Raw genomic sequence first — 23693 nt, forward strand, 5'->3', positions numbered from 1 at the left:
ACCACCGGCCTCCGCGGACCCGCCCGCCGTGGTGCGGGCGGGTCCGCGGTGGCGGTCAGGCGGTGAGCAACCTCAAGCCGTAGACGGAGAGGATCTCGTTGATCGGCTGGAACCAGGTCCGGCCGCCGGACGAGCAGTTGCCGTAGCCGCCGGACGTGACGCCCTGGGCCTGGTCGCCGGTGATGAACGAGCCGCCGGAGTCACCGCCCTCGGCGCACACGCTGGTGCCCGCCATCTGGTGCACGTCGCCCTGTGCGTAGTGGATGGTCTCGTTGCGGGACTGGATCACGCCGCAGTGCCAGCGGGTGGTCGAGCCCGAACGGCAGACCGAGGTGCCGACCGGCGCCTCCCACGAGCCGCGCACCAAGGCGTCGCTGACCGTGCCCCAGCCGAGCACGACGGGCACGTTCCACCAGCCGCCGCCGGTGCGGACCCACGCGTAGTCGTTGCCGGGGAACGAGGAACCGGCGAACTGGCCCTGCCAGGACCGGTCCCAGCCGTACACCTGCGCGCCCGTGCCGCCGCAGTGGCCGGCCGTGACGTACCCGCCGTGCACCGAGAAGCCGATGGAGCAGCGGACGTTGCCGGTGTAGTACGGGTCGCCGCCGACGGTCCCGGCGGCGAACGGCACGGGCGCGGTGACGCCCTCGGTGTTCACCTCGATGGGGCCGAGCTTCCGCGCCTCGGCCAGGAACCGAGCGACCTCCGCGGTCTGCACGCCGGGTTGGACGTCGACCACCACCGCGCCGCTGCGCGGGTCCGGGTGCCAACTGGTCACGGCCGCCGGCACCGCGCCGGACGCCGACAGCGCGTCCACGCGGTCCTTGACCCGGTCCAGCTCGGCCGCGGTCCGACCGACCAGTCGCGGTTCGGCGCCGGCGGCCCGGACCCGGTCGGCCGCCGCGGTGTCGGTCACGCCGACCACGAGCACGCCCTTGTCCTGGTCGAACCAGCTCCCGCCGAACGACGACCCGGCCGCGGTGCGCGCCGAGGGCGCCCGCCTGGTGGCCTTCGCCTCCAGGTCGAGCCTGGTCCGGGCCTGCTGCTCGGTGAGCCCGAACGCGGTCCGCATCGCGGACACCAGGCCAGGCGACAGCTGTTCGGCGGCGGGCGCGGCCTGCGCGGCCGGCGCCACCACCAGTCCGCCGACCACCAGCGCGGCGGCCACACCGATCTTCGTCAACGTTGTCATCAGCACGCGGTCCTCCTTGTCCGCAGGGAGGCGCACGATCGGTGCAGGCCGACCGGGCACCCGAGGCAAGGCGGTGAGAGAGCGCTCTCACAGTCTGCTGGTTCAGACCATGCCAACACCCGCCGCCCGCCGTCAATCCCCTGCCGCGGACCGGTCTCACACCGCGGCGAGCACCTGGCGCAGGACCAGGTCGACGAGATCGGCCGTCGCGGTCTCCAGGTAGAAGTGGCCGCCGGGCAGCTCGGCCCGGTGCAGCGGCTGCGTGGTGTGCCGCTGCCAGGCCCGGATCTCGTCGGACGAGACGTTGTCGTCCTCGCTACCGGAGATGGCCGTGATCGGGCAGCGCACCGGCTCCCCGGCGAAGCGGTAGGAGTTCAGCACCGCCAGGTCGCCGCGCAGGGCGGGCAGCACCACGGGCCGCAGCCGGGGTTCGACGTCCAGGTGCCTGCCGCCGGCGCTGCCGAGGTCGCGGATGTGGGCCAGCAGCGCCGCGTCGCTGTCGGTGTCCACATCGACCGGTCGTGACCGCGACGCGGCCCTGGCAGACACGAACAGCCGGTCCACTGTCGGTAGGCGCCGGCGGGCGGGAAGCAGAACACGCTCAGCCGCCCCCGCGGTCTCGGCACGAAGGTGCGCAACCAGGACATCCGGTGGTCCGCCAGGGTCGGTCCTGGTGTCGCTCGTCGGGTCGGGCGCGACGTCCGCCTCAGTCGGCAGGTGGTCTCGCTCGTCGGGTGCGGCGCGCGTCCGGCACGTCGAGCAGCCGTGCGTCCACCAGCTGCTCGGCCAGGTCACGCGCCTCGCCGACGGTCACGTCGAGCACGACCGCGGCGTTCCACGACCGCGCGTGGCCACACCCCGGCCGCCGACCCGTCGCTGGCGATCATTTCCCGACCTCACGGCCCTCGGATCGACCCCACCATGACGCCAGTGCCCGTTCACGACCTGTAGTTGAGTGCAGGTAAAGCCGGGGGCAGGCATTAACGACCCGTGGTCGTCCGGTCGACAAGCTGTGACCATGCTATCTCGGATGGGGCGCTTCTGTTACCGGCGGCGCTGGTGGGTACTCGGGGCCTGGCTCCTGGTCATGGTCATCGGCGGCGCGGCGTTCAGCCCGCTGTTCGGCAGTCTGGCGCTCAACAAGCCCTCGCAGGGCATGGAATCCAACCTCGCGCGTCAGGTCCTGACCAACGAGGGCGACTACTACGACAAGCTCGTCGCCGTGGTGGACGGTGGCGACGTGCGGTCGTCCGCCGCCGTCGCGACGATGGACCGCGCGGTCGACGACGTGCGCGACATCGGCGGCATCAAGACCGTGGACGAGCCGGTCGTGTCGGCCGACGGCACCGCCGCGCAGATCACCGTGCGCTTCGGCAAGATGCCGAAGGCGGACAAGAAGCAGGTGCTCAAGGACGTCTCCGCGCGGCTGCACCTGGTGGCCGACGACGTGGCCGGCGCCGAGGTCGTGATCGGCGGCGACGAGCCGCAGGCGCAGGAGACCAACACGACCTCCGGCCAGGACACGCTGCGCGCCGAGCTGGCCACGCTGCCGTTCGTCCTGATCGCGCTGATCATCGTGTTCGGCGGGATCCTGGCCGCGCTGCTGCCGCTGATCGCCGCGGTCGCCGCGGTCGCCGGCTCGTTCGCGATGGTGCTGCTGTTCTCCACGTTCCTCAACCTCGACAGCACGGTCATGTCCGTGGTGTCGCTGCTCGGCCTCGGCTTGTCCATCGACTACGGGCTGCTGCTGGTGGCCCGTTACCGGGACGAGCTGGTCGCCGGGCACACACCGGACGAGGCCGCGGCGCGCACGTGGGCCACGGCGGGGCGGACCATCCTGTTCAGCGGCCTGATCGTGTCGGCGGCGTTGAGCGGCTTGCTCGCGTTCGACGTGCCTCGGTTGCAGACGATGGGCGCGGCGGGCATCTCGGCGACGTTGATCGCGATGGCGGCGGCGCTCACGTTGACGGCGGCGATGCTCGGGTTCTTCGGCAAGCGGGTCCGGCCGTCGGCGAAGGCGATCGCGAAGGCGGCCAAGGCGGACAGCTCGGAGCGCGGTGGGTTCGCCCGGCTCGCGCGGTTCACCCAGGGGCGTCCGATCGTCGTCACGCTGGTCGCGTCGGCGATCCTGCTGCTGCTCGCGCTGCCCGCGTTGACCACCACGGCCAAGCTGCCGCAACTGGCCGGGCTGCCGCGGGACGTGATGGAGTCCGCGCGGGCGGCCGACGTGCTGGAGGACAAGTTCGGCGTGGCCGTGCAGCCGCCGGTCGTCGTGGTGGCGCGCACGGGTGCGGCGGAGCTGGACGCGTGGGCGCAGCGGTGGCAGGGCGACCCGTCCGCGCCCCAGGCCCGTCCGGCCGCGCTGACCGGTGACAACCTGTCCACGGTGGCGTTCGACATCGCGGGCGACAGCCAGAGCAAGGCGGCGCAGGACTTCGTCGGGCGGGTGCGGGCCGACCGGCCGCCGGGCGGCGAGTCGTGGGTGCTCGGCGACGCGGCGGTGATCGTCGACCTGTGGGACAAGACCCTCGAAGGCCTGCCACTGGCGATCGCGATCGTGCTGCTGTCGATGTTCGTGCTGCTGTTCCTGATGACCGGGTCGCTGGCCGTGCCGATCAAGGCGATCTTCATGAACGTGCTGTCGCTGGGCGCCACGATCGGCGTGATGGTGGCGATCTTCCAGCACGGGTTCCTGTCCGGTGTGCTGGACACGTTGGTGGTGGGCGGGCTGAGCCCGTACATCCTGCTGCTGGTGTCGGCGTTCGCGTTCGGGTTCTCGATGGACTACGAGGTGTTCTTGCTCGGTCGCATCAAGGAGCACGTGGACGCCGGTGAGGACACGGACACGGCGGTGCGGCGCGGTTTGCAGCGCAGCGGTCGCGTCATCACGTCCGCGGCGGCGTTGATGCTGATCGTGTTCACCGGGTTCGCGGTCGCGGACCTGGCGGACGTGGAGGAGCTGGGCATCGGGCTGTTCGTGGCGCTGCTCATCGACGCCACGATCGTGCGGTGCATCCTCGTGCCGTCCACGATGACGTTGCTGGGCAAGTGGAACTGGTGGGCGCCGAAGTTCCTGCGCCCCATCCACGACCGCTTCCAGCTGAGCGAGCACGAGACCCCGAAGCCCTCGCGTCCGGACCTGGAACTGACCGGCCGCTGATCCCCACTCCGTCCTCCTTCAGGACACCCAGGCCATCCCCTGAAGGTGGACTCCCCCGCGAGGGGTCGGCAGGGCACTCCCCTCGGAGCCCTCCCGGCCCCTCGCACTTTTGTCCTCTCAAGAGTCCGGGACTTGCCGTCGTTCTCCGTGATAGCTTCAGGCTCGGCGGCTTTGCAGTGCCGCCAATCGGAGTCCACACCGCATCGAATGTCTCGGAAAGTGCGAGTGGTGTGGAATAACTATTTCCAGGGGGGAATATGTTGCGTGGCATGAAGTTGTTCGGTGTGGCGATCGTCGCCGCCGCACTGGGCGTGGTCATCGCGGTTCCGGCCGGTGCTTCTCCGAGCACGGAGGGGAACTTCAGTCGGATCGCCTCCGTCCCGCCGACGTCCGCTCGTGAGCAGGCGTTGCCGGCCCGCGACACGGGGAGTGGGATCGGCACCGCGGGGGCGTTGGGCTGCACGTATCCCTACGTCTGCCTGTACAACGCGAACGAGCAGAAGGTCGAGCAGTACCGGGTGGTCACGTCGGGGTGGCAGTCGTTCAGTCGAACTGACGTCTACTACGGGGTGAATACGCGCAACGACGACGTCGCCTACATCCGCTACACGAACGGCACCGTGGCATGTCTGCCGGCGGGGACCGCCTCGACGGTGTGGAACCTGCGTGCCCACGGCGTCCCGAACGGTATCCGCATCGACAGTTCGAGCGTCTGCTTCCCGTAACCGGAACACCGGATCCTCGGCGACCGTCCGGTTTCCGGCGCAATTCAATACGACAGCCGAATAGTGTGATCTGAACGGTCAGCGGTGGGGTGGTGGACCGGCGAGCGCCGCGAGTCGGTCCACCACTTCGGCGAGTGGTTTCCGGGTGTCGATCTCGAGGGTGGCCGACGACCGGAGCAGCGGCTCGATCCCGGCGGTGTCCGCCATGATCCGTTCGCGTTCCTCGGCGGTTTTCCCGAAGGCGTTGGTGTCGCGGTCGGCGATGCGGTCGAGCATGACGGCCAAGGGCGCGCTGAGCAGGACGATCTCGTCGAACCGGGAGTGGAACCCGCCCTGGTTCCACACCGTGCCCGCGATGAACAGTGGCTCACCCGAACGCTCGTGGTCCGCGATCAGCGCGTCGATCCGGTCCTCGCGCCACTGCCGCTCCGTGCCGGTGCCATCGGGACGCGGGACTTCTTCGATCCATCCCCCGAAGTCGGTGTCCACCACCCGATATCCCCGCTGTTCCAACCGGCCCAGCGCCGTCGACTTCCCCGTGCCGGACATGCCGGTCACCAAGATCACCGCCACGTGCTCATCGTATAGCGGGCAGCGGAAAGACACGCGCGACGCGAACGCCACACCCAGAGCGATCGGATCGCTCACGAACGCCACCGGCACCACCGTGAGCGCCCACGCGGTGAACCCGCCGACGAGCAGCGCGCGCATGCTCAGCCGCCGCAGCCACCGGCTCGCGGTCAACGCGCCCACCATGCCGCCGACACCGCCGATCGCGGTGATCACGCCGAGCACCGCGGCCGAACCGCCGTCCTCCTTCACGATGAACATCACCGCCAGCCCCAGCCCCGGCGAACACGATGTTGCTCACCGAGATCAGCACCATCGCCGTCCGCAGCAGCCGCTGCCCCCAGATCCACCGCAGCCCTTCGGCCACCTCGGTCCGGAAGTCACGTCGAGCGGGCCGCTCGCCCTGGAAGTCACGCCGGATCAGCAGCAACGTGCCCGCGACCGCGCACACGGGCAGCGCCTGGGCCGTCAACCGGTCCGGTGTGATCGTCGGCTTCTCGGGTCAGCAGGGCCCGAACCGCGCCCTTCGCCGGCACGTCGGCTGATCCGCGCGGGGGCGCCGTCCGGTGCGGACGGCGCCCCGCCGACTCACGAGTTGCGCAGGAAGCGGTCCAGGACGCGGACGCCGAACTCCAGGGCGTCGACCGGCACGCGCTCGTCCACGCCGTGGAACAGGCCGGAGAAGTCCAGGTCGGCGGGCAGCTTCAGCGGGGCGAAGCCGAAGTTGCGGATGCCGAGCTCCTGGAACGACTTGGCGTCCGTGCCGCCCGACAGCATGTACGGCAGCACCTTCGCGCCGGGGTCCTCGGCGGTGATCGACGCCGTCATCGCGTCGACCAGCGCGCCGTCGAACGTCGTCTCCACCGGCGGCAGCCCCAGCCACTCGCGCTCCACGTCCGGGCCGAGCAGCTCGGCCAGCTCGCGGTCGAACGCCTCCTCGCGGCCCGGCAGGATGCGGCAGTCCACGGTGGCCTCGGCGAACGACGGGATCACGTTCGCCTTGTACCCGGCGGACAGCATGGTGGGGTTGGCCGTGTCGCGCAGCGTCGCGCCGATCATCCGCGACAACGCGCCCAGCTTGCCGATCGAGCCCTCGATGTCGTCCTCGGGGAACTCCAGCCCGGTGATCTCCGACACGCCGGCCAGGAACTCGCGCACGGACGGCGACAGGATCACCGGGAACCGGTGCTGCCCCAGCTTCGTGACCGCCGCCGCCAGCTTCGCCACCGCGTTGTCGTTGTGGATCATCGAGCCGTGGCCGGCGGTGCCGCGGACGCGCAGCTTGAGCCACCGGATGCCCTTCTCGGCGGTCTCCACCAAGTAGGCCCGGACGTCGTCCTTGAGCGTGATGGAGAACCCGCCGACCTCGCTGATCGCCTCCGTGACGCCCTCGAACAGCTCCGGCCGGTTGTCCACCAGCCACTTGGCGCCGAACAGGCCGCCCGCCTCCTCGTCGGCCAGGAACGCGAACACGATGTCGCGCGGCGGCACCACGCCGTCCCGCTTAAACCGACGCGCGACGGCGAGCGTCATCGCGACCATGTCCTTCATGTCGACCGCGCCGCGGCCCCACACGTACCCGTCCTGGACCGCGCCGGAGAACGGGTGCACCGACCACTCGGAGGCGTCGGCGGGCACCACGTCCAGGTGACCGTGCACCAGCAGCGCGCCCCGTGACGGGTCGGAGCCGGCCAGGCGGGCGACCACGTTGCCGCGGCCCTTCGCCCCCGATTCGACGTAGGTGGTCTCGTAGCCGACCTCGGCCAGCTTCTCCGCGACCCACTCGGCCGCCGCGCGCTCGCCGACGACCGTCGCCGGATCGCCGGTGTTGGTCGTGTCGATCCTGATCAACTCGCTGGCCAGCGACACGACCTCGTCCTGCGCGAGCCGCAGCCCGGCCCCGTCATCCAAGTTACTCACCAGGTCTTCCTACCATCCGCGGCCCGGCGCGGTTCGTCAGCGCTCGGACCCGTCACCTCGCACGACGGCCAGCGGGCACGGCGCGTGGTGGAGCATCGCGTGGCTCACCGAGCCGAGCAGCGCGCGCCGCACCGCGCCGTGCCCGTGGCTGCCCACGACGAGCAGCGCCGCGCCGCCTGCCTCCTCGACCAGGGCCTGGGCGGGCCGCGCCAGCGACACCACCCGTTCCGCGCGCACCCCGGGGTGGCGGGCGAGCGGCACCTCCAGCGACTTGGCGATCAGCAGGTCGGCGGACGCCCTGAGCTGCTCGACGTCCAGGCCGAGCCCCATGCCCTGCCCCCACGCGCCGCCCGGCGCCAACGCGTCCACCGGCAGCCCGGTGGTGGCGTGCACGGCCACCAGCGAGCCACCGTGCCGCGACACGTGGTCCACCGCGAAGTCGACCGCGCGGTCGCTCGGCTCCGACCCGTCGACGCCGACCACCACGCGCCCGTCGTCCGTCCCGCCGTCGGTGTCGCGGACCACGACGAGCGGTCCGGCGAAGTGGTGGGCCAGGTCCGCGGTGACCGAGCCGGCGAACACCCTGGCCAGCCCGGTGGCGCCGGACGAACCGACGACGAGCAGCGCCGATTCCCGCCCGGCCTCGGCCAGCACGGCGGCGGGGTGCCCGTCGAACGCGCGCGTGTCCACCTCGACCCCGGGCGCGACGCCCTCGCACGCCGCGGCCAGTTCGGCGAGGTGGTCCTTCGTGTACTCGCGCACCGCCTTCTCGCCGACGAACTGGGGCAGCGGCATCGACACGGGCGTGACCACCACCTCGGGGAACGGCCCGCGGATCACGTTCACGACGACCAGGCGCACGCCGCGGCTCGCCGCCTCGCGCGCCGCCCAGTACGCCGCCTGCCGCGACCGCTCCGAACCGTCGAACCCGACGACCACCGCACCGCGGCCGATCGCGCTCTCCGGGCTCTTCAGGATGTCCGGGCTGGTCATCGCCCACCTCCGACTCTCGGCGTGATCCCCGTGCCACCGGGGTATCCGAGGAGGTCCGACCCACACGTGATCGACAGGGGAAACGGAGGACGCCCCATGAAGGAACACGAACTGGTTTCAGCCGTGCGGGCGAGCACCGGGATCGCGAACTCGGACGACGCCGAACGCGCGGTGCGCGCCACGCTGCAGGTCCTCGGACGACGGCTGACCGGCGGCGAGACCCGTCACCTGGCCTCGCAGCTGCCGCCCGACCTGGCCGGCGTGCTGCCCGAGCAGGGTGCCGGCGAGCGATTCGACGTCGAGGAGTTCTACCGGCGGGTCGCCGCGGAGGAGGGTGGCGAGTGCACGCCGCAGCAGGCGCGGCAGCACGCGCGCGCCGTCGTCACCGCGATGCGGAACAGCCTGCCGCAGGGCGAGATCGACGACTTCGCGGCCCAGTCGCCCGCCGACTACGCCGACCTGCTGTCGAGCGGTCCGGTGCACCACTGAGCACGGAGATCCGCTCGGTCGACCCCGCGTCGCGACCGGATTCGGCGAACCCGCCCGTCCACGAGATCCCTCGGCCCTGCGCACCCCTCAGTGGGTGCCGCCGTGGCGGAAGCGGCGGCACTACCGCAGGGCCTGGTGACGACCGGCGTGGTCACCGGGATCTCGCCGCACCGCGGAGCCGGCCCTTCAATCCATTCCACTCTCAGGACGCCACTGCCCTGTGCCCCCAACATCAGTGGAACCGCCGTGGCCAGGCTACTGGGGTGCCGGCCTTGGAATCAACTGCCGGTGCGGAGTAGCTTGATCCCTGCCACTCGCAGTGGAAGTGCTTGCGGGATGAAGCAGTCGTGCGTACGAGGGGTGACCATGACCGCGGGCGGGCAGCGGCTCTTCGCCGAGATCCTCGACGAGCTGTGCCTGCGGCCCGGTGATCGGCCGCGCTACACGAACGTGGAACTGGCCGAGCGGATCCGCCTCGAGGGCGGCGAGATCACCCACACCTACATCTCGCAGTTGCGCCGCGGCGACAAGGACAACCCCACGTGCCGCACGATCGAGGGCCTGGCCGCCGCGCTGGGCGTGCACCCCGCGTGCTTCGTCGGCGGTCGCGCGCGGCTGCACGAGGGCGAACGGCCGGGCTGGCGGCGCGGCGCGGTGAAACACCTGTTCGGCACCGTGTACCCGGCCAACCGCGGCCCGTTCTCGCCGGAGGAGGTCGCGGGGCGGATCAGCGGCGGCCCGTACGGCTCGATCTCGGCCAACTACATCCGCGAGCTGCTGGCCGGCACCAGCGACAACCCGCGGCTCAAGCACATCCTCGGGCTCGCGGAGGCGTTCGGGGCCGCGCCCGCGTACTTCTTCGACGACGAGCTGGCCGCCCGGGTCGACGAGCAGCTGGAGACCCGGCTGGCGATGGACAAGCTCGGCGTCAACACCGTCATCCTGCGCACCGCGGAACAACCGCCGCCGCCCGGTGTCCGCAACAAGATCCTCCTCGCGCTCGTGCGCGCACTGCACCCCGGCGTCGCGGCCGAGGACGCCATCAGGCGGGCGCTCGAACCGGACGGCTCGCCGGTGCCCGCCGATGACGAGACCCGCTGACACCGTGGCCACGACGCCGAACACGCCCGGGGTGGTGATCAGATGAAGGCGAAGGAGCTGCGGGAGCTGAGCGACGGGCTGATCCGCGAGCTGGACCTCGACGAGTCCGCCACCGCGGAGGCCGTGTGCGTCCGGCTGTGCGAGGTCATGGCCCGACGCCTGCGGCGGGAGATCATCCTGCGGTTCGACGACCTCGGCGCGGGCGGCACGAGCGGCCTGTGGGCCGTGACCGCGGACGAGGTCCACGTCGTCATCGTCACCACGGCCCGCAGCTGGGTGCACCGGCTGCTCATCCTGCTGCACGAGATCGCGCACATGCTGTGCGGCCACCAGCCGCCGCGGCTCGACGCCGAGGAAGGCCGCCGGCTGCTGTACCCGGACCTGTCGCCGTCGATGCTGCGCATCCTGGCGGGCCGGACCAACCTGTCCCGCAAGGACGAACGGGAAGCCGACCGGGTCGCGGGCGTGCTGACCCGGGCGTTGATCGACTGGGCGGGACGGCAGCCGCACGAGCCGACCCGGCCCGAGGGCGACGACCTGGCGACGCGGGCCTGGTACACGTTCGGGTACTCGCCCGAGCGGGGCCACCGTGGCTGACGCCCAGTACCTGCTCAGCGCCCTGGGCGTGCTGGCGTTGCTGGCGCACAAGTACCGGGCGTTCCGGCAGGCGCCGCCCGAGCGGCGGGCCGCGGTGCTGCCGATCTGCTTGGCGTGCGTGACGGCCGCGCCAGCGTTCCTGCTGCTGGCGCCGGTGGTCGGGGTGAACGTCGACCGGCTCACCGGCGTGCCCAACCTGTCGGTGGTGCTGGCGTACGGGTTCGGCGTCGGGTTCGTCGCCGCGAACCAGGCGATGCTGCTGTACTGGCGGCACCCGCCCGCGCGGGCGTGGCGGACCACCCGGCGGGTGCTCGTCGCCTGCGGGCTGGTGCTGGCCGCGATGGTGGTGCTGTTCGCGCTCGGCGCGCCCGGCGAGGAGCACCACGGCGACTTCCCGGCGGCGTTCGCCGACACCCCGTACCTCGCCGAACTGCTGGTGCTCTACCACGTCACGTACCTCGTCGGCATGCTCAACGTGGTCCGCCTGTGCTGGCGGTGGGCCGACGAGACGCCGCCGGACCAGCCCTGGCTGCGGCGGGGCCTGCGGCTCAACGCGGTCGGCGTGCTGATCGGGTCCGCCTACGCCGTCATGGTGCTCGTCGCCGTGATCGGCAGCTGGTTCGACGCACGGCTCGACGGGTGGTGCGTCGCGGCGCCCCGGACGCTCACGCTCGCCGTGCCGGTGGTCGTGGTCGGCGCCAGCATCGCCGCGTGGGGACCGCGCTTGTCCGCGTTCACCGAGCGGGTGGCGCGAGCCCGGGAGGCGGTCGGGGACTACGTGCGGCTGCGCCCGTTGTGGCGGGAGCTGCGGGCGGTCGACCCGGCCATGCGGCACGTGCCTGCGACGCTGCGCGAGCGGTTCGACCCCGAGCACCGGTTGTTCTGGCGGGTCATCGAGATCAACGACTGGCTGCACCAACTTCGGGCGGGCCGCGACCCGGCGGTGGCGGACGCGGTCGGGCGGCGGGCCGCCGAACTCCGCCTGGCCGAGGACGAGGTCTGGGCCGTGACGGAGGCCGCGCAGATCAAGGCCGCACTGGTGGCCCGAGCGCGCGGCGCCGCGGCGGACGACGACGGTCCGGCCGACCAGGACGGCCCGCTCCAGGCCAAGCACGCGTTCGCCAGCGAACGCACCAGGCTCGTGGTGGTGGCGCGGGCGTTCGCCGGCCCGGTCGTGGCCGCGGCCCTGGCCGACGCCGACCGCACCGACGCCGTGACTCGTCGGTGAACCGGGAAGGGAGGCCCGCGTGACGGGCACACACGCACTGGTCCTGGGCGGCAGTCTGGCCGGGATGCTCGCCGCCGCCGCCCTGTCCGGGCACGTGGACCGCGTCACGGTCGTGGACCGGGACCGCTTCGGCGACGACGGCGACCGCAAGGGCGTGCCCCAGGGACGGCACGCCCACGTGCTGATGGCCGGCGGCAGCCGGGCGCTGGACGAGTTGCTGCCCGGCCTCACCGCGAGCCTGCTCGACGCGGGCGCGCAGCACCTGGGGATGCCGAACCGGCTGCTCGTGTTCACCCAGTCGGGATGGCTGCCCCGGCTGGACGAGATGCAGTTCGTGATCGGGTGCAGCCGGGCCCTGCTCGACGGCGTGGTGCGGCAACGGGTGCTCGACCGGGTCGACCTGGTCGAGGCCACCGACGTGGTCGGCCTGCTCGGCGACCGCACGAAGGTCACCGGCGCACGCGTGCGCGACCGCGACACCGGGGTGAAGCGCGACATCGGCGCCGACTTCGTGGTGGACGCGACCGGCCGCGGCTCCAAGGCCGACTCCTGGCTCGCCGACCTCGGCCTGCCGCCCGTCCAGGACGAGCGCGTCGACTCCGGCATGGTCTACGCGACCTGCCTGTACCGCGTGCCTCCCGGTGCCGGCGAAGACTTCCCGGGCCTCAGCATCCAGGGCGACCCGCGGTCGTCGCGGTTCGGCCAGGGCGGCGCGCTGGTGCCGATCGAGGGCCGCCGGTGGATCGTCAGCCTCGCCGGCACCCGCGGCGGCGAGCCGGAGATCAGCCCGGAGGGCTTCCTCGCCTTCGCCCGCGGGCTGCGCCACCCGGCCATCGCCGACTTCATCAGCGCGGCGGAACCGCTCACCCGGCCGTTCGGGTTCCACGCCACGGTCAACCGCCGCCGCCGCTACGAACGCCTCTCCTCCTGGCCGAGCGGGTTCGTCGCGATCGGTGACGCCGCGTGCACGTTCAACCCGGTGTACGGGCACGGGATGACGGTCGTGGCACGGCAGGCGGTGGCGTTGCGCGACGGCCTCGCCGGCCACGGGTTCGACGGCGCGGCGGCCAAGCGGCTCCAACGGGAGTTCGCGCGCGTGATGGACGACGCGTGGGCCATGGCCGTCTCCCAGGACCTGCGCTACCCCGGCACGATCGGGCCGGCACGCGGGCGGATCACCCGGCTGCAGGAACGCTACCTCGACCGGCTCGTGCTCGCGGCGACCGGTCGGCCGACCGTCACCAGGGCGCAGCTTGACGCCTACACGTTGTCCACACCGCTGCGGAAGCTCATGCTGTCACCGCGCGTGATCCTCGACGTCCTGCGCGGTCCGGGCCGGCCGCCGACGACCGACGCGCCGTACACCGAGGCCGAGTCGCGCGTGCTCAGAGGCGTGGACGAGCCGCGGTAGCCCGTCAGCCACCGTCCGAAGAGGACCGGAGCAGGCGGTCGTCCATCTGCCGGTACGACACCAGCCCGACGACGGCCGCGAGCACGCCCGCGCCGAGCAGCACGGGCCGGGTGGCGTCGATGTCGAACGACCGGTCGAAGACGGTCACGGCCGTGGGGCCGACGAGGGTGACCAGCAGCGGGCCGACCACGGTCGACAGGCCGAGCACGACCTTCATCAGCGACTGGACCAGCGCCACCATCCGGCCGCGCATGGCGTCCTCGACCCGCGTGCCGATGATGGTGAGCCCGGTGAGGAACGCGACGCCCGCGCACGCGCCGACCACGGCCACCGCGACCAGCGCGAACCACAGGTGCGGTGCGAGCGACACGACGGCCAGGCTCAGGCCCGCGCCCACGATCGTGACGCCGAACAGCCGGTTGTAGGTCAGCCGGCGGGACAGCTTCGGCGCGGTCGCCATGCCCGCCGCCAGGCCGACGAAGACCGCGATGAACAGCGTGCCGTACGCGCTCTCGCCGCCGCCCAGGCTCAACGCGTAGAGCCTGGCGCTGCCGATCACCCCGCCCGCCGCGGCGAACGCGCCGGTCATGCCGATGACGAGGCCGCGCAGCAGGGGCGTGCGCCACGCGTACCGCAGGCCGTCGCGCATCATCACCAGGAAGCCCGGTCCGCCTCGCCTGCCCCGCGGCGCGACCCGGCCGGACAGTTCGGGGATCCGCACCGCGATCAGGACCGCCGACGACAGGTAGAGCAGGCCGTTGACGACGACCGCGATGGTCGCGATCCGGAACTCCAGGTCGCCGTCGCGGACGCCGAGGTAGCCGGGGATGCCCGCGATCAGCGAGTAGAGGCTGAACCCGCTGACGGTGGCGATGCCGTAGGTCATCACCAGGCCGAGCTGGTTGGCCGTCTCCACCTGGTCCGGGCGCCTCAGCAGGTTCGGCACCGCCGAGTCCTTGGCCGGGATCCACAGCATCGCGCAGCAGCCGACCAGGAAGTTCGCCGCGAACAGCCACCACGCCGTGCCGACGAACGCGATCGACAGGAACAGCCCGCCGCGGGCCAGGTCGCAGGCGACCATCACCTTGCGCCGGTCGAACCGGTCGGCCAGCACGCCGCCCAGCGGGGCGAACAGCACGCCCGGCAGCAGCTGGGTCAGCACCACCGCGCTGAGCGCGAACCCCTCCCACCCGTAGCCCGCGGCCAGCTTCGTGACCAGGCCGGTCAACGCCAGCAGCGACAGCCAGTCACCCACGCTGCACAGGAACGTGGCGCCCCAGAGCCGCCGGAACGGCCCGATGGCCAGCACCGCCCGGATCCGGCGCGCCGTCGACGGCTCGGCCCCGTCCTCCTCGGCCACCACACCGACACCGTCGCCTTGAATGCCGCCACCCCCGCCGTAGTCGCAGATGATCAGAGTAACGATCACGACCCCGCGGGTCCCACTCGTTCCCGATCAACGGCTGCCCGACCCGTCGTGGGCCGAGCCGGCGAGCCTCAGCGCTGGACGGGCACGGAGGTGGCGAACAGGTCGTCGAACACCCGCGCCCGGTCGAACGACAGGGCGTGCGCCCTGGCCCGGTCCTCCATGAACCGCCGCTCCTCGAGCGACATGTCCAGCACCGCCCGGTCGATCGCGGCGGCGATGCCCGTGACGTCCCCGGCTTCCACGATGACGGCCGTGCCGCCGACCGCCTCGCCGGTGCCGCCGGTGAGCGTCGTGATCACCGGTCCGCCGCCCGCGAGCATCTTCTCGGTCAACGCGATGCCGAACGTCTCCACGAAGTCCGGCTCCGGCTTGGTCGGCAACGCGTAGGCGGCGCAGCCGCGCATCAGCAGCGGCTTCTCCTCGTCGTCCACGTCGGACAGCAGCACCACCCGGTCGTCGTCCCGGGTGAGCGCCCGGACCTCCTCCAGCGCCGGGCCGTTGCCCGCGATCACCAGCTTCACCCGCGACCGGGCCCTCGACCGGGCGAACGCCGCCACCAGGTCGTGGACGCCCTTGGCCCGCGCCACCCGGGACAGGAACAGCACGTAGCCGTCGCGGTCGAGGCCGCGGCGGGCAAGTGCGGCGTCCACCCGCGCCGGGTCGAGGTCGAGGTACGCGGACGTGTCGATCGGCGGGTAGCTGACCGCGACCCGCGCGCGGCACTCGTCGGCGAGCCGGGTGCCGCAGTGCAGGTCGACGGCCTCGGCGGCGGCGACGATCTCCTGGCGCGTGTACTCCGACACCGCGATCACCTGGTCGTTGGCCAGGAACGTGGTGAACAGCGCCACCGCCGCGCCGAACCGGCCCTCGCGCAGGCACGAGCGGATCACGTTGGTGACGTCCGAGCCGACCGCCTTCGCGATGGTGCGGACGTCGGGCGAGAACCCCGCCGCGCGCGCCACCGCCACCGCGTCCCCCACGACCGCCGTGTGCGGCATGAGGTACATCGACAGGCACGTGGTCGGCACCGGTTCGGCGAGCAGCTCGACCAGGCGGCCGGTGAGCCCGGCCAGGTACCGGCCGTCGGGCACGCGGTAGTCGCCGACCGGCTCCGGCCGCTCCACCGTGATGCCCGCGCTGTACGGCGTGATCCGGTCGAGCGGCTTGAGCGGCAGCCCGGCCGCCTGGAGGGCGGGTAGCGGCCACGTCAGCAGCCGCACGTCGTCGAAGCCGCGGGTCAGGGCCACCTCGGCGAGGTTGCGCGCCTCGCCGGAGTGGCCGCAGATCACCGGATCGGCCCTGACCACGATGACGAGGCGGCGGTTCGGCCTGCTCATGTGCGCGCTCCCGTCGAGGGTGGGTCGGACAGCGACGGCGGTCGGACCCGACGGCCCCAGGCCGAGGGTTCCGGGCCGAGTTCGAGTTGCAGCCGCCCGCCCGCGTGGACGTCGGCGGCGCTGAGGTGCGCCACGTCCAGCGGTCTGCCGTTGAGCCGGGCGGACTGCACGTACTGCGGTGGCGGCACGCGTTCCAGCCCGTCGGAGCTGACCGGCGTCTCCCGGTGGCCCCTCGTCTCCACGACGAAGTCGCGGTCGCCGACGTGGACGGTGGCGCGCGCGAACGCGGGCGCGTTGACCAGGAACAGGTTCTGCCCGGCGATCGGGAACAGCCCGAGCGAGGCCCACACGTACCAGGAGCTGAGCCCGCCGGAGTCGTCGTTGCCCGGCAGCCCGCCGGGACCGGTGCCGAACTGCCAGGTCAACGCCGCGTGCACGACCTCGGCCGTGCGGTCGGGCCGTCCCGCGTAGTGGTAGGACCAGGGCGCTTCCATGTCCGGCTCGTTGTTGAGGCCCTCGAACCGGTTCAGCGCGTAGCCGACCGCCATCTCGGCCGGGTCGGGCCGCCTGCCGGGCTGCGCCACCGGCGGCGCGCCGAAGCCGAAGAACGAGTCCAGCATGCCGACGAACGCGTCGTCGCCGCCGGCCAGCGCGATCCGGCCCGCCATGTCGTGCATCAGCCGGAACGAGTAGTTCCACTTGCCGCCCTCGTAGAACGACGAGTCGTGCAGCAGGCCCGTGTCCGGGTCGAACGCGTTGGTCCACAGCAGGCTGCGCGCGGCGAGGTCGTCGGCGAGGCGGCTGTCGTTCAACGCCCGCGCGACGCCCGCCGTGCAGTGGTAGGCGTAGGCGAGGTCGAGGGTGTGCGAGATCGGGTGCACGACGCCGTGCTCGTAGAAGTCCTCGCCGTACAGCCGGCGCAGGTCGGCTTCCATGTGCACCAGCGCCCAATTCCAGTCCAGGTCGCCAAGGCCCAACGCGTGCGCGTCCGCCAGCGCGGTGTGCACCAGGGCGCTGGCCTGCCGGAAGAACCGGTCCGCGCCGCGCGCCATCCGGTACCCGATCGGGAAGTTGCCCTCCTCCTCGCACACCCGGATGAGCGACTCCAGCAGGTCGACCGCCCGGTCCGGCACGATCGCGGCGAGCAGCGGCACCTGGGTCTTGTAGATGTCCCACATCGTGCAGACGTCGAACGCGAACGGCCCGGACGTGGGCCAGAACGGGCTCTCGTCGTCGGCGAAGCAGGGCTTGATCAGCGAGTGGTACAGGGCGGTGGTGAACACCTGCCGCCTGGCGGGCGTCCCGCCCTCGACCTCGATCCGGCCGACGTGGTCGCGCCACCGGTCCTCGGTGCGCTCCCGGATGACGTCGAACGCGGGCGGGTGCTGACCGCACTCCCGGTGCAGGTTGTCCCTGGCCTGCTCGCAGCCGCGCAGGGAGAAGCCGATCCGCACCTCGACGCTCTGCCCGGCGGTGGCCGGACCCAGGAACAGCAGCCCGAACGGGCGCAGGGTGGTCTGCCGGATGCGGTCGAAGTCCAGCCGGGTGCCGCCCTCGATGAGCCTGCGGTCGTGCCAGAGCATCTGCCGCCAGCCCGGCGAGTCGACCTCGATGTACACCGACAGCGGCACGCCCTCCACCACGACGGTGCCCTGCGCGCGGCCGTGGCCGATGCTCTCCACGTGTGCGCGCAGCGGCACCGTGTGGCCGTGGTCGATGGCCAGGCCGCCGCACGACAGGTCCACCACGATGCGCGCGCCCCGGTGCTCGGGGAACGTGTAGCGGTGGACCGCGACCTTCGAGCCGACGGTGATCTCGCACCGGACACCGGTGTCGAGCGTGGCCGCGTAGTACCCGGCTTCGGCGACCTCGTCGTGCAGCGGCCAGGCCTGACCGAGCGCGTCGAGCTGCTGCACCATCGGGGTCACCCGGACGTAGTTGTAGTACTTCCGGATCGCGCCGGTGCCGGACTGCTGGAAGTGGGTGAACCCGGAGGCCTGCGGCCGGTCGAACATCTCCTCGGGCAGGCCTTCGGTGTTCTTCGTGTACCGGCCGTAGCCGGTCGGGTAGGCGCCGGAGTAGGCGCAGGCGGACACCATGCCGAGCGGGGACGTCGCGCCCGGGTGGGTGTTGCCGATCTGCGCTTTCGGCCACCACCAAGAGGCCGCGAGACCCTGCGCCGGTGGCAGGGAGGTCGCGGCCGTTCCGATGAAGGGATCGATTTCGTCGATGATGGCGAGACTGTAGGTCGGCGCCGGGCCGCCCGTGGTTTCAGCGACGTGAACTCGGTGGGAACGACTCGTCCCCGTTCACCGGTCCGGGTCACGGGTCGCGGTCACCGACGGGCCGTCGCCACCTGACGACGTGGTTCAGCCGCGTTCGGCGTACTCCGGGAGTCGGCGGGCGACATCCTCCGGTGCGGGCATCCGGGCGATCTCCTCGGCGATCGCACGGGCCGCTTCGGAGTGGCCGCCAGGCCGTGACAGCGTCCGGACGATGGAGGCGACGGCTTCCTCGCTCACCTCGTCCGGGAGCAGGCGCACACCGGCTCCCGCGGCGGTGACGGCGTCGGCGTTGGCGAACTGGTCGGCGCCCTGGGGCAGGATCAGCTGCGGCGCGCCGACGGTGAGCGCGCCGAGCGTGGTGCCGCTCCCGCCGTGGTGCACGACGACGTCCACGTGCGGCAGCAGGTCGGCTTGCGGCACCCACTGGTGCGCGGTGACGTTGTCCGGGAGGTCACCGAGCCGGTCCGGCCGCACCCGGCCGGTCGCGACGACCACGCGCGCGTCCAGCGCGGCCAGGCTCCTGCTGACCGCGGTCAGCAGTTCCGGTGTGCCGAACGCGGTGCCGAGCGTCAGGTAGACCAGCGGCCGCGACGTGCGGTGATCGTCGCGGAGGGGCAGCGCTCCCGGTTCGGAGAACGCGACCGGGCGCAGCTCGATCCTGTCCTCGCCGGCCAGGAAGTCCTTGTCCTGCAAGGACGGCGGGCAGATGTCGACGTGCGGCAGGCCGGGCACGGCCTTCGTCGGCAGCTCCAGGCCGATCCCGTCGGGGAACAGCCGGCCGAAACCGTGCCACAGGCCCGGGATGCCTGCCCGGCGGGCGGCGATCGCCGCTCCCGGCACGCCCCACCCGTGCACCACGAGGTCGGGCCGCAGGCGCGCCAGCTCCGGCTCCAGGTCCTCGGCGTACAGCTCGTAGAACGCGTCGGCGGGGCGGAACGGCCGCAGCCCGTTCGCGGTCAACGGCGCGTGCACCTCCTCGCCGACGGCGAAGTGCACTTCGTGCCCGGCGGCCCGGGCGGCGATCGCGAGCGGGATCAGCGGATAGGTGTGGCCCACGGACGCGAGGCCGGCGAACAGTACGCGCATGGCGGCGAACCTACGCCGCGCGCGATCACGGCGTCGCCCACGGGTCGACGGGCACCACGTCGGTGATCCGCCCGGTGTCGTCGAGCAGGCACCCCATCCGCTTCACGGCGCGCAACGTCACGGCGCGGTCGGTGAGGGTGAGCGCGGGCAGCCGCCTGGCGAGTTCGGCTTCGAGGCGTTGCACGTCGCCGAGCGAGCGCAGCCACAACGTCATCACCAGGTTGTCCGCCCCGGTGACGGCCGCGCACAGCCGGACCTCCGGCAGCTCGGTCAACGCGGTCGCGGTCCGGTCCAGTTCGTCCGGCGGCACCCTGGCCCAGAACGTCGCGGCGATCGGCCACCCCGTGATCGGCTGGGCGACCTCGCACCGCAGCGACACCAACCTCCCGTCGACCATCTCGTTGAGCCACCGGCGCACGGTGGACCCGCTCTTGCCCGTGCGGGCCGCGATCTCGGCCGCCGGCCTGCGCCCGTCGTCGAGCGCCCGCAGCACTTCCCGGTGGTGCGGCTTCCACACGGCGCCGGTCCCGGTCGGCCGGCCCGGCGGCACGGCTCGCGCACGCCGCTGGGGTTCGAGCGCGCCGAGCCGCCAGTGGTTGCCCTCGCCGTAGACGGTGGTGACGGTGTGCGTGCGCGTCCGCCGCAGGCCCGGCAGCGCGTGCAGTCGGTGCAGCACGACGTGCGACAGGGTGGCGAGGTCGGGTGTCAGGAGGGTGAGGAACAGGTCCCGCCCGCTGCTGATGATCGAGATCGAGACGACCTGCGGGATGCGGGACAGCACTTCGACGGCGTGCGCGCGGGAGGTCGGCTCGATGTCGATCTCGATGAACGCGTTGCAGTGGTCCTTGGCCCACAACCGCACCTCGGGGTAGGCGGTGACGCGCGCGAGACCCGCGTCGACCAGTCCTTGCCACCGCCGTGCCGCGGTGACCGGGTCGATGCCCAGCGCGCGGCCGACCTCGTGCCACGTGGCCCGCGGCGCGGCTTGCAGGGCGTGGACGAGCCGGAGGTCGGTCTCGTCGGGCGTGAACGAATCCTGCACAGTCGGCCACTCCGGTGAGCGATCTTGACAATTCGAGCGTTGAGAGTGGCACCCGTGGCGATTCTCGGCAAGTGCCCCGCCACCAACCCGAGGAGAGGTCACCCATGTCGGCGAGCGAGAACGCGGCCCTGATGGACCACCTGGTGCGACTGCGCCGGCAGTTGCACGCCGAACCCGAGATCGGCCTGGACTTACCGCGCACGCAGGAGAAGGTGCTCGCCGCGCTGGACGGGCTGCCGCTGGAGGTGTCGCCGGGCCGGTCGCTGACCTCGGTGACCGCCGTGCTGCGCGGCGCGCGGCCGGGACCGGTGGTGCTGCTGCGCGCCGACATGGACGCGCTGCCCGTGCGGGAGCGCACCGGGCTGGAGTACGCGTCCCGGGTGGACGGCGCGATGCACGCGTGCGGGCACGACATGCACACCGCGATGCTGGTCGGCGCCGCGCACCTGCTCGCCGCGCGGCGGGACGAGGTGACCGGTGACGTCGTCTTCATGTTCCAGCCCGGCGAGGAGGGGTGGGACGGGTCGGCGGCGATGATCGCCGAGGGCGTGCTGGACGCCGCGGGCCGCCGAGCGGACGCCGCCTACGCGTTGCACGTGTTCGGCGCGGGCGTGCCGCACGGCGTGTTCTCGGCCAGGCCGGGCACCACGATGGCGGCGTCCGACGGGCTGGAGGTCACCGTCGTCGGCGCCGGCGGGCACGGCGCCCGGCCGCACCGCGCGAAGGACCCGATCCCGGTCGCGTGCGAGATCGTCACCGCGTTGCAGGCCATGGTCACCCGCCAGTCGGACATCTTCGACCCGGTGGTGGTGACCGTGGGGTCGTTCCACGCCGGGAGCAAGCGCAACGTCATCCCCGACACCGCGCGGTTCGAGGCGACCGTCCGCTCGTTCTCCGCGCCGGCCAAGGCCAGGGTCAAGGACGCGGCGGTCACGCTGGCGCGGTCGATCGCGCAGGCGCACGGCCTGCGAGCCGAGGTGGACTACGTCGACGGCTACCCGATGACGGTCAACGACCCGCGGGAGACCGCGTTCGTCGCCGAGACGATCACCGACCTCTTCGGCGGGCGGTTCCGGCCGCTGGCCGACCCCATGCCGGGCGGCGAGGACTTCTCCCGCGTCCTGCAAGAGGTCCCCGGCGCGTTCATCCCGTTCGGCGCGGGCGACGGCACCGACAACCACTCCCCTCTCGCCCGGTTCGACGACGCGCTGCTGCCCGACGGCGCCACCGTCCTCGCCGAACTCGCGCTGCGCCGCGGCGCCCGGTGAGTGCCGTCAGGCGGGCGGGAAGCCGAGGGCCGGGAGGATGGCCTCGTCGACGATCGCGGCCAGTTCGTCCGCGGTCGGGAAGCGGCCCAGGTCCATGGACAGCTTGAAGACCATCGCCTCGCCGATCTGGGTCGTGATCGGGGTCAGCCGGCGGGGGTCCAGGCCGCCGTTGGCGGCGTAGTGGCGCAGGACCGTGGTGGTGAACGTGCCGCCCCTGGGGTCGAAGACGTCGCGGTAGAGGGCTTCGGCGAGGTCCGGGTAGCGGTGGCGTTCGAACATGATCGCCAGCACGGCGTTGGCCGCGGGCGTCCGCATCCAGTCGGTGAGCACGGTGAGCGCCGCGATCAGGTCGGCGCGCAGGTCGTCCGCCGCTGGGGTGGGCACCTCCACCGGGTGGGCCTGCGCCACGGCGTCGACCAGCAGCTCGTGCGGTGTCGCCCAGCGCCGGTAGAGCACCGTCTTCGCGGTGGACGCCCGGCGCGCGATGCCCTCCATGCTCAGCTGGCCCAGCCCGACCTCGGCGAGTTCGGCGAGCGCGGCTTCGTGGATGGCGCGCACCAGCGCCTCGCCACGCCGTCGTTCCGGGGCCTTGGCAGCCGCTTTCTCCATGTCACTTCCGCTTCAAGACACGGTGTCGTATCTTATCGGCGAGATAAGCTACGTCACCGTATCCAATTGAGGTGTTCCGTTGTCCCCATCTTCCGCCATGCTCGACCGGCCGCTCACCGGTGGACGCGCGTTGGCGCCGGACCTGGCCCGCGGCGTGATGCTGCTGCTGATCGCGCTGGCCCACGCGCACATGTACCTGTCCGGCCACCCGACCGGGTACCGGGCGTACGCGCTGGACGGCGGCGCGCTCGACCGCGTCGTCACGGGGATCCAGGTGGCCCTGGTCGACGGCCGGGCCATGCCGATGTTCGCGGCGCTGTTCGGCTACGGGTTCGTGCAGCTGGCCGGCAAGCGGGCCGGCGACTGGGCGGACACGCGCCGGCTGCTGCGCAGGCGGAGCCGGTGGCTGCTCGTGTTCGGGTTCGGCCACGCGCTGCTGCTGTTCTTCGGCGACATCCTCGCCGCCTACGGGCTGGCGGGGTTGCTGATGGTCGGCGTGCTGCGGTGGCGTGACCGGACGCTCGTGGTGTTCGCGGGCGCGTGGCTGCTCGTGCACGCCGCCGCGGCCCTGGTCAACGGGCTGCGGATCGCCGAGTTCGGCGGGCCCTCGGGCATGGCCGCCGCGACCGACCCGGTGGCGGCGGTGGGTGAGCGCCTGGCGTTGTGGGGTGTGCTGACGCCGTTCCTGGTGGTGGAGCTGGTGATCCCGGTCCTGCTCGGCGTGTGGGCCGCGCGCCGCCGGCTGCTGGACGAGCCGGGCCGTCACGTCACCGCGCTGCGCGTCACCGCCGTCGTCGGCATCGGGTCGGCGGTGCTGGGCGGACTCCCGCTGGCACTGGTGGACGCGCAGGTCTGGACGCTCGGTGCGCTCGCGGTGCCGGCGTACGTGCTGCACGGCGTCACGGGGTTGGCCGGCGGACTCGGGTACGCGGCGCTGATCGGGCTGGTGGCCGCCCGGGTCACGCGGCCGGGGTGGGCGCTGACCGCGCTGGCGGCGTGCGGACGGCGGTCGATGACCTGCTACCTGTCGCAGTCCGTGGTGTTCGTGGCGGTGTTCGTGCCGTACGCGGGCGGGCTGGGCGCCGAGCTGGGCACGGCGGCGGCGTCCGGGATCGCGGTCGTCACGTGGCTGGCCACGGTGGCCTTCGCCGACGCGTTGCGCCGCGCGGACCGGGGCGGTCCGGCCGAATGGTTGCTGCGCCGACTCACCTACGGCCGCAAGGGTTTCGAAAATGTTCGATAACCATTGCC

Annotated in this window: 21 protein-coding genes; 10 read left to right on the plus strand and 11 right to left on the minus strand. The window is 72.5% G+C overall.

What is annotated here, in order from left to right; all coding sequences use genetic code 11:
- Positions 1 to 55: 55 nt before the first annotated feature.
- Together ADK67_RS02705 and ADK67_RS52055 are read right to left on the minus strand one after the other, a co-directional pair.
- On the minus strand, positions 56 to 1192 hold the full coding sequence (locus tag ADK67_RS02705) for a S1 family peptidase (protein ID WP_053714820.1): 1137 nt from the start codon (positions 1190 to 1192) through the stop codon (positions 56 to 58).
- A gap of 156 nt (positions 1193 to 1348) precedes the next feature.
- On the minus strand, positions 1349 to 1909 hold the full coding sequence (locus ADK67_RS52055; RefSeq protein ID WP_269435972.1) for a thioesterase II family protein: 561 nt from the start codon (positions 1907 to 1909) through the stop codon (positions 1349 to 1351).
- Between the two features lie 313 nt (positions 1910 to 2222).
- Here ADK67_RS52055 and ADK67_RS02715 point away from each other — a divergent pair, with 313 nt between their 5' ends.
- Positions 2223 to 4352 carry an MMPL family transporter gene (locus ADK67_RS02715; RefSeq protein ID WP_197289241.1) on the plus strand — a complete coding sequence of 710 codons (2130 nt, stop codon included), beginning with the start codon at positions 2223 to 2225 and terminating at the stop codon, positions 4350 to 4352.
- A gap of 269 nt (positions 4353 to 4621) precedes the next feature.
- The gene (locus ADK67_RS02720) at positions 4622 to 5077 is read left to right on the plus strand and encodes a hypothetical protein (RefSeq protein ID WP_053714768.1); all 456 of its coding nucleotides are present in this window, start codon (positions 4622 to 4624) and stop codon (positions 5075 to 5077) included.
- A gap of 78 nt (positions 5078 to 5155) precedes the next feature.
- Here the strand turns inward: ADK67_RS02720 and ADK67_RS53275 are convergent, their stop codons facing one another.
- On the minus strand, positions 5156 to 5908 hold the full coding sequence (locus ADK67_RS53275; protein ID WP_231647981.1) for a dephospho-CoA kinase: 753 nt from the start codon (positions 5906 to 5908) through the stop codon (positions 5156 to 5158).
- Positions 5909 to 5937: 29 nt separating this feature from the next.
- Here ADK67_RS53275 and ADK67_RS02730 point away from each other — a divergent pair, with 29 nt between their 5' ends.
- The gene (locus ADK67_RS02730) at positions 5938 to 6192 is read left to right on the plus strand and encodes a hypothetical protein (protein WP_053714769.1); all 255 of its coding nucleotides are present in this window, start codon (positions 5938 to 5940) and stop codon (positions 6190 to 6192) included.
- Positions 6193 to 6235: 43 nt separating this feature from the next.
- Here ADK67_RS02730 and ADK67_RS02735 read toward each other — a convergent pair whose 3' ends face one another.
- Together ADK67_RS02735 and ADK67_RS02740 are read right to left on the minus strand one after the other, a co-directional pair.
- Positions 6236 to 7558 carry a M20/M25/M40 family metallo-hydrolase gene (locus ADK67_RS02735; protein WP_197289250.1) on the minus strand — a complete coding sequence of 441 codons (1323 nt, stop codon included), beginning with the start codon at positions 7556 to 7558 and terminating at the stop codon, positions 6236 to 6238.
- A 45-nt stretch (positions 7559 to 7603) separates the two neighbouring features.
- The gene (locus ADK67_RS02740; protein WP_053714770.1) at positions 7604 to 8560 is read right to left on the minus strand and encodes a universal stress protein; all 957 of its coding nucleotides are present in this window, start codon (positions 8558 to 8560) and stop codon (positions 7604 to 7606) included.
- 96 nt (positions 8561 to 8656) lie between these two features.
- Between ADK67_RS02740 and ADK67_RS02745 the strand changes: the two genes are divergently transcribed.
- The 5 genes from ADK67_RS02745 (at position 8657) to ADK67_RS02765 (ending at position 13386) form a co-directional block, all read left to right on the plus strand.
- Positions 8657 to 9049 carry a DUF2267 domain-containing protein gene (locus ADK67_RS02745; RefSeq protein ID WP_053714771.1) on the plus strand — a complete coding sequence of 131 codons (393 nt, stop codon included), beginning with the start codon at positions 8657 to 8659 and terminating at the stop codon, positions 9047 to 9049.
- Positions 9050 to 9415: 366 nt separating this feature from the next.
- Complete coding sequence (locus ADK67_RS02750; RefSeq protein WP_157619861.1) at positions 9416 to 10150, plus strand: helix-turn-helix domain-containing protein; 735 nt, start codon at positions 9416 to 9418, stop codon at positions 10148 to 10150.
- 42 nt (positions 10151 to 10192) lie between these two features.
- Positions 10193 to 10747 carry a hypothetical protein gene (locus ADK67_RS02755; protein ID WP_053714773.1) on the plus strand — a complete coding sequence of 185 codons (555 nt, stop codon included), beginning with the start codon at positions 10193 to 10195 and terminating at the stop codon, positions 10745 to 10747.
- The gene (locus ADK67_RS02760; protein WP_053714774.1) at positions 10740 to 11975 is read left to right on the plus strand and encodes an MAB_1171c family putative transporter; all 1236 of its coding nucleotides are present in this window, start codon (positions 10740 to 10742) and stop codon (positions 11973 to 11975) included. Before ADK67_RS02755 ends, ADK67_RS02760 begins: the two co-directional genes overlap by 8 nt.
- Positions 11976 to 11994: 19 nt before the next feature.
- The gene (locus ADK67_RS02765) at positions 11995 to 13386 is read left to right on the plus strand and encodes an FAD-dependent oxidoreductase (protein WP_197289242.1); all 1392 of its coding nucleotides are present in this window, start codon (positions 11995 to 11997) and stop codon (positions 13384 to 13386) included.
- Between the two features lie 4 nt (positions 13387 to 13390).
- Here the strand turns inward: ADK67_RS02765 and ADK67_RS02770 are convergent, their stop codons facing one another.
- The 5 genes from ADK67_RS02770 to ADK67_RS02790 all read right to left on the minus strand — a co-directional run bounded on the left by ADK67_RS02770 (position 13391) and on the right by ADK67_RS02790 (position 20565).
- A complete protein-coding gene (locus tag ADK67_RS02770) occupies positions 13391 to 14815 on the minus strand; it encodes an MFS transporter (protein ID WP_331459226.1) in 1425 nt (474 codons plus the stop codon).
- 68 nt (positions 14816 to 14883) lie between these two features.
- On the minus strand, positions 14884 to 16152 hold the full coding sequence (locus tag ADK67_RS02775; protein WP_053714775.1) for a glycosyltransferase: 1269 nt from the start codon (positions 16150 to 16152) through the stop codon (positions 14884 to 14886).
- Positions 16149 to 18386, minus strand: a complete 2238-nt coding sequence (locus ADK67_RS02780; protein WP_053714776.1) for a glycoside hydrolase domain-containing protein — start codon at positions 18384 to 18386, stop codon at positions 16149 to 16151. Before ADK67_RS02780 ends, ADK67_RS02775 begins: the two co-directional genes overlap by 4 nt.
- A 135-nt stretch (positions 18387 to 18521) precedes the next feature.
- Positions 18522 to 19523 (minus strand): glycosyltransferase, encoded by a 1002-nt coding sequence (locus ADK67_RS02785; protein ID WP_053714777.1) that lies wholly within the window; start codon positions 19521 to 19523, stop codon positions 18522 to 18524.
- Positions 19524 to 19548: 25 nt separating this feature from the next.
- Positions 19549 to 20565, minus strand: a complete 1017-nt coding sequence (locus tag ADK67_RS02790; protein WP_053714778.1) for an Lrp/AsnC family transcriptional regulator — start codon at positions 20563 to 20565, stop codon at positions 19549 to 19551.
- Between the two features lie 104 nt (positions 20566 to 20669).
- Here ADK67_RS02790 and ADK67_RS02795 point away from each other — a divergent pair, with 104 nt between their 5' ends.
- Entirely contained in the window at positions 20670 to 21833 is a 1164-nt protein-coding gene (locus tag ADK67_RS02795; RefSeq protein WP_053714779.1) for a M20 metallopeptidase family protein, read from the plus strand.
- Positions 21834 to 21839: 6 nt separating this feature from the next.
- On the opposite strand, the gene ADK67_RS02800 is transcribed toward ADK67_RS02795, so the two are convergent.
- Positions 21840 to 22442 (minus strand): TetR/AcrR family transcriptional regulator, encoded by a 603-nt coding sequence (locus ADK67_RS02800; protein ID WP_082403164.1) that lies wholly within the window; start codon positions 22440 to 22442, stop codon positions 21840 to 21842.
- Positions 22443 to 22521: 79 nt separating this feature from the next.
- On the opposite strand from ADK67_RS02800, the gene ADK67_RS02805 reads away from it, so the two are divergent.
- The gene (locus ADK67_RS02805) at positions 22522 to 23685 is read left to right on the plus strand and encodes a DUF418 domain-containing protein (RefSeq protein WP_053714780.1); all 1164 of its coding nucleotides are present in this window, start codon (positions 22522 to 22524) and stop codon (positions 23683 to 23685) included.
- The last annotated feature ends 8 nt before the right edge of the window (positions 23686 to 23693 follow it).

It is taken from the genome of Saccharothrix sp. NRRL B-16348, from assembly GCF_001280085.1.
GTDB lineage: Bacteria > Actinomycetota > Actinomycetes > Mycobacteriales > Pseudonocardiaceae > Actinosynnema.

Excerpts from the sequence above, each read along its gene's own strand:
- ADK67_RS02705 (WP_053714820.1), bottom strand. The coding sequence starts at position 1,192 with ATGACAACGTTGACGAAGATCGGTGTGGCCGCCGCGCTGGTGGTCGGC.
- ADK67_RS02715 (WP_197289241.1), top strand. The coding sequence starts at position 2,223 with ATGGGGCGCTTCTGTTACCGGCGGCGCTGGTGGGTACTCGGGGCCTGG.
- ADK67_RS02720 (WP_053714768.1), top strand. The coding sequence starts at position 4,622 with ATGAAGTTGTTCGGTGTGGCGATCGTCGCCGCCGCACTGGGCGTGGTC.
- ADK67_RS53275 (WP_231647981.1), bottom strand. The coding sequence starts at position 5,908 with ATGTTCATCGTGAAGGAGGACGGCGGTTCGGCCGCGGTGCTCGGCGTG.
- ADK67_RS02730 (WP_053714769.1), top strand. The coding sequence starts at position 5,938 with ATGTTGCTCACCGAGATCAGCACCATCGCCGTCCGCAGCAGCCGCTGC.
- ADK67_RS02740 (WP_053714770.1), bottom strand. The coding sequence starts at position 8,560 with ATGACCAGCCCGGACATCCTGAAGAGCCCGGAGAGCGCGATCGGCCGC.
- ADK67_RS02745 (WP_053714771.1), top strand. The coding sequence starts at position 8,657 with ATGAAGGAACACGAACTGGTTTCAGCCGTGCGGGCGAGCACCGGGATC.
- ADK67_RS02750 (WP_157619861.1), top strand. The coding sequence starts at position 9,416 with ATGACCGCGGGCGGGCAGCGGCTCTTCGCCGAGATCCTCGACGAGCTG.
- ADK67_RS02755 (WP_053714773.1), top strand. The coding sequence starts at position 10,193 with ATGAAGGCGAAGGAGCTGCGGGAGCTGAGCGACGGGCTGATCCGCGAG.
- ADK67_RS02775 (WP_053714775.1), bottom strand. The coding sequence starts at position 16,152 with ATGAGCAGGCCGAACCGCCGCCTCGTCATCGTGGTCAGGGCCGATCCG.
- ADK67_RS02785 (WP_053714777.1), bottom strand. The coding sequence starts at position 19,523 with ATGCGCGTACTGTTCGCCGGCCTCGCGTCCGTGGGCCACACCTATCCG.
- ADK67_RS02795 (WP_053714779.1), top strand. The coding sequence starts at position 20,670 with ATGTCGGCGAGCGAGAACGCGGCCCTGATGGACCACCTGGTGCGACTG.
- ADK67_RS02800 (WP_082403164.1), bottom strand. The coding sequence starts at position 22,442 with ATGGAGAAAGCGGCTGCCAAGGCCCCGGAACGACGGCGTGGCGAGGCG.